The organism is Tardiphaga sp., from assembly GCF_041424195.1.
In the GTDB taxonomy this organism is placed as follows: domain Bacteria; phylum Pseudomonadota; class Alphaproteobacteria; order Rhizobiales; family Xanthobacteraceae; genus Tardiphaga.
Genome location: NZ_JBGMOE010000181.1, coordinates 1 through 4,507, shown reverse-complemented (window position 1 = coordinate 4,507; position 4,507 = coordinate 1). Strand labels below are relative to the sequence as shown.

The 4,507-nt window shown below is 61.7% G+C and carries 7 protein-coding genes and 1 pseudogene; 4 read left to right on the top strand and 4 right to left on the bottom strand.

The features are described 5' to 3' along the window. The 3 genes from ACEK02_RS24470 to ACEK02_RS24460 all read right to left on the bottom strand — a co-directional run. Positions 1-245 (bottom strand): periplasmic heavy metal sensor (locus ACEK02_RS24470; protein WP_371424096.1); only part of this gene is annotated, 245 nt, incomplete at its 3' end. A gap of 20 nt (positions 246-265) precedes the next feature. Then, positions 266-544 (bottom strand): hypothetical protein, encoded by a 279-nt coding sequence (locus ACEK02_RS24465; RefSeq protein WP_371424095.1) that lies wholly within the window; start codon positions 542-544, stop codon positions 266-268. A gap of 184 nt (positions 545-728) precedes the next feature. Continuing rightward, entirely contained in the window at positions 729-1,634 is a 906-nt protein-coding gene (locus tag ACEK02_RS24460) for an NAD(P)/FAD-dependent oxidoreductase (protein ID WP_371424094.1), read from the bottom strand. Between the two features lie 197 nt (positions 1,635-1,831). Here ACEK02_RS24460 and copC point away from each other — a divergent pair, with 197 nt between their 5' ends. Genes copC through ACEK02_RS24445 form a run of 3 tightly spaced genes read left to right on the top strand, consistent with a single transcriptional unit; the run spans position 1,832 to position 3,414 of the window. After that, positions 1,832-2,200, top strand: a complete 369-nt coding sequence (gene copC, locus ACEK02_RS24455) for a copper homeostasis periplasmic binding protein CopC (RefSeq protein WP_371424093.1) — start codon at positions 1,832-1,834, stop codon at positions 2,198-2,200. Position 2,201: 1 nt separating this feature from the next. Further along, positions 2,202-3,131, top strand: a complete 930-nt coding sequence (copD, locus tag ACEK02_RS24450) for a copper homeostasis membrane protein CopD (RefSeq protein WP_371424092.1) — start codon at positions 2,202-2,204, stop codon at positions 3,129-3,131. A gap of 10 nt (positions 3,132-3,141) precedes the next feature. Beyond that, on the top strand, positions 3,142-3,414 hold the full coding sequence (locus ACEK02_RS24445; protein ID WP_371424091.1) for a flagellar biosynthetic protein FliQ: 273 nt from the start codon (positions 3,142-3,144) through the stop codon (positions 3,412-3,414). A gap of 44 nt (positions 3,415-3,458) precedes the next feature. Here the strand turns inward: ACEK02_RS24445 and ACEK02_RS24440 are convergent, their stop codons facing one another. After that, entirely contained in the window at positions 3,459-3,791 is a 333-nt protein-coding gene (locus tag ACEK02_RS24440; RefSeq protein ID WP_371424090.1) for a four-helix bundle copper-binding protein, read from the bottom strand. A gap of 405 nt (positions 3,792-4,196) precedes the next feature. On the opposite strand from ACEK02_RS24440, the pseudogene ACEK02_RS24435 reads away from it, so the two are divergent. Further along, positions 4,197-4,507: pseudogene (locus ACEK02_RS24435) on the top strand (hypothetical protein); the annotation flags it as partial.

Here is a 4,507-nt window from a genome sequence, read left to right as displayed (position 1 = left end):
TCGGCCTCGATGGCGTCGGCAAGGCGGGCGTTGTCGGCCCTGAGTTCCAGCTCCAGGGCACGCCTTCGAACGGCGAAGCGAGACTCCAGCGTCTGAAGCTTGGTCCGTTGAGCTTCGTCCAGCTCGAGCCCGTCGTGGAGCAAGCTGTGAAGCTCCACGCCTGGGCTCGGTGGTGATGGGAACAACTCGCGTCCAGCCCACACACCTGCGACCGCCGCCACGAACGCGACGATTGCGATCAGCATCGTCCTCCGCGCGCCGCTAGTCACTGGAACGCGAGCAAGGTCGAAGGCGCTAGCGGCATGGCAGGCCCGAAAGGTGTCAGCGTCGGCACCTGCGCAGTCGCCGCTGTGGACGACAATCCGCCGCCCGCGAGACCTAAGGCGACTGCGCCCAATGCCGCCAGCGCGCCCGACCGCAGCGTCACTCCGCCGCCCACGCGCTGCTTCGCCGCAACCAGCCGCATGACATCGCCTTCCAGCTCATCAAGGCGGGGATGGAGCGGCTGCTCGGCAAGGCACCGCAACGCGCTGTCTAAGTCCATGTCCATTCCTCCGTCATCCTCACATCCATTACGCACAGTCGACAACCACCCCTCGAATCCGCGGCCAGAATGCGACCAAACGAGAACGGCCACCGCCTCCCGAAAAGGCGGCTCAATCTTCCATTGCGTTCAGTAGCTCGCAGCTCGCTACGCAGGCCGGCGATCCGCGGCGGCAGACCGAAAGTCATGTCTCGCGCTCACGCAAAAGGTTATGAATTGCAGTCGCGGCCTTTGCACCATGGCCTGTTGCGACACTAATCTGATCGAGCCCTTCGACGACGTCACCGGCTGCAAACAGGCCTGGGACATCGGTTTGCTGATGCGCGTCGGTCACGATGGAGCCGTCCGAACCCACCTTCGCACCCGCCTGCCGGGCCAAGTTGCTGCGGGGGGAGGAGCCAAGCCCCGGGTAGAGTATATCGAAATACAACGGGGCGCCTTGTTCAAGGCGTGCCACGAGTTGCTGTCCTTGGACCTCCAGCGAACGAACAGGAACGTCGACAACGGTGATATCTTGATCGCGAAGGCGACCGCGATCTGTCTCTGTCAGCGTCATCTCGCATTGGGCCAACAACGTGACGCGATCGCTGTATCGCCGAAGGAATTCGGCCTCCCGCGCACCGTGACCATCGGATCCAAGCACGCCAATATTCCTGCCTCGCGCCTCGAACCCGTCGCATACGGGACAATAGCGGATCAGGCCCGCTGCCAAGGCTTGATCGTGAAGGGCGGCAGGCATCCTGGGGCGATGATTGACGACACCGCTTGCGATCAGCACCGTGCTGGCTTTGTGAGCGCCGACAGCTGTCCGCACGACAAAGCCGCCGGCGGCGACGGCAATACCGTCCACTTGGCCGGACACCAGCTCAGCCCCATAAAGCAGGGCCTGTTGCCGTAGCCGCTCAAGAAAGTCTCCGCCGTTGATCCCGTCGGGGAAACCCGGCAAATTGTGCGATGTCGGTATCGTTGCGGCTCGACCGTCTCCTGCGTCGATGACCACGCACTGCCGCAGGAAGCGGGCGAGATAGATCGCAGCGGTCAGCCCGGCGGGTCCTCCCCCGATAATAATACAATCTGCTGGTTCCGCCATCGCCAATCCTGTTATTTGTGACGCTCGCCGGTGCGACGCTCGCCGGTGTGCTGTTCTCAATGCGTTTACGCATGGCCGGGCCCGGGCCCTCCCCAGGCCAATCTTTGCTGTTTCAGGTCGGGGAAATCTGATCCGCCCCGAGGGATGATCACGACCAGTGCGTAAAGAAGGTTGTTCACCCAGTTCGGAGTAGCCTGATGCGTCCTCTTAATGTCTCGATCGCCGCCATAGCCCTTATTGCCTCCGCCGGCGTGGCCCAGGCCCATCCCAAGCTCGTTTCTGCGAACCCGGCTGCCAACACCGCGGTCGCGGCGCCCGGAAAGATTTCACTTACGTTCAGCGAGAAGTTGGTGCCTGCCTTCTCCAAGGCCGAGCTGACGATGTCCGCGATGCCTGGAATGGCGGCGATGCAGATGGCCAGCAGCGCAGCGGTCGCGCCTGACGGTCGCACCCTTATCATCACCCCCAAGTCGCGGCTCGCTCGCGGCAAATATGTTGTCACTTGGCATGTAGTGTCGGGAGACACGCACAAGATCGCCGGAAATTACACGTTTGCGGTGAAGTAGAATGACGTCGGATTGGTCGACCGTTGCGGTTCGCCTGGCGCTTTATGCAATGCTGGCGACGTTGTTCGGCCTGTCCGCGTTCAGCCTCTATGGGCTTCGGGCCGGGGAGCGCGCGGACGCTGTCGCGCTACGTCCCTGGCTTGTCGCTACCGCAGGTTCGGCGCTGATTTTCTCGATCATCGCTCTGTTGCTGATGGCGTCCGTTATGGCGGGAACGCCGCTTTGGCCGGTCGATCAGGAAGCTGTTAGCGCGTTGCTGGGTGGCTCCTCGATCGGCACCGCCTGGAAGGTGCGCGTCGTTGCGCTCGCCGTTGCGGGTGTTGCCGCGATGCTGGCGAGGGGCCGGGCGGCTTGGCTCACGATCGTCATGGCGGCTTCGGCCCTCGCTATCGCGACCCTAGCGTGGACAGGCCACGGCGCGATGGATGAAGGAACAATGGGCTGGGTCCATCTCGGCGCCGATATCCTCCATCTCGTCGCTGCGGGCATTTGGGTAGGCGCGCTGGTCGGATTGGTTTTGTTGGTCGCAAGACCTTTGTCACGTGTCGACGCCGCGCATCTCTCGCTGACGCATCGTGCCCTACACGGCTTCGGCGCGATCGGCACCATAGTCGTCGGAACGATCGTCGTCACGGGCCTGGTCAATACCTGGCTGCTGGTCGGGATCGTCAACATGCTCCACCTTACCTCGACGCTCTATGGTCAGGTCCTTATCGCCAAGCTCGTCCTGTTTGGGGCAATGCTCGGGCTCGCCTCCCTGAACCGATTTAAGTTGACCCCCGCATTCGAGCGATCGGTTGCCGCTGAGGACCATGCAGGTGCGCTGAGCGCGTTGCGCAGTAGTTTGGCAGTCGAGACTGCCTGCGTTTTCTTGATCCTGGGGTTGGTCGCGTGGCTTGGAACGCTGGCACCTCCCGCCTCGGCGATGTGACGCACGCCTGATGGATCAGGCCGTCCTCTTCGATGAGGCGGGTCGAATGCTCGCTGTCATCGCCCTGGTATGTGTTGTTTTGCTGGTGCCAATGACGATTGTAAGTCTGATCATCGGCATCATCCAAACAGCAACATCCATTAACGAACAGACGTTGAGCTTTGTCCCCAAACTTATTGCTCTCATGGTATGCCTGATCGTGTTTTCCAGCATGATCGCCGGGCTGCTGATCGGATTTACAACTGAGATATTCGCGGTGATCGCTAATATTGGTCATTGGTAATCCGAGGTGGCGCGGGCGGCGCTCTGACCGCCCGCGCTGCCTTTTCAGGCCGCCATCTTTTCGCAGGCGTCGGCACACTTGCGGCACGCCGCGACGCAATCCTCCATCCCGTCGAGCCCTTCGCAGCTTGCCGCACACGCGCGACAAATCTCAGCGCACTCGCGGCAAATATGCTGATGGTGCGCGGATTTGCGCGCCATGAAGTCGATCGTAACCGCGCAGATTTGCGCGCAATCCGCCATGATCTTCATGTGCTCGGGCGCAGCGAGCTGGCCACCCATCTCAAGGCAATGGTTCATCGCCATGTGAAGACAGGTCACATGGCATTCGTGGCAGGCATCCATGCACGCCTTCATGCTGGGGTCGATCTGGCGCATCGGTCTATCTCCTTGTGAGCCCCCCACCTTTCTATACGCGCCTCGCGTGGAAACCCCTCGCGCCAGCGCCGTCGATCAAGGGGCGAAGCCTATATAGTCAATCGTCCGAAGAACGTCGCCACGATGATCCCTGCGCCAAGCGCGAGAAGCGTAAACACCGTCATCGCGACGATCTTCGGCCGGGTCGCACCCGTCTTTGCGGCCATGTCCGCCATACCCTGCATCAAACCGTGCACCATCTCGTGCATCCGCGCCGTCGGCTTATCCCCGCAACCGGATGGCCGCCTCGCTCTGCATCATCTGGGTATTGCTCGGTTTGATGGCGCTGGCGATATCGATACAGGGGTTCTCGGGGCAACTCCATGCATGGAGGCCTCAACCATTTGGCGTTCTGAAGGAGGAAACATGATTTTCGCGTTGAGGGTGGCAGTGGCCACATCGCTGGCGATGCCGATCGCAGTCACCGCGCAGCCTGCGTCGCGCGTCGCAGATACGAGGGCCGTGGAGGCGGTGCTGTCGCAGTACAAGGCGGCGATCGAGAAGCTCGATGCGAAGGGGACAGAACGACTCTTCGCGGCCGACTCCCAGATATTCGAAACGGGTGGCTCGGAGGGAACGTACGCGACCTACCTCGCCCATCATCTTGGGCCAGAGCTGGCGGCGTTCAAGTCGTTTACATTTTCCAACTACAAGGTCAGCGTCCGCTTCGAGGGCCC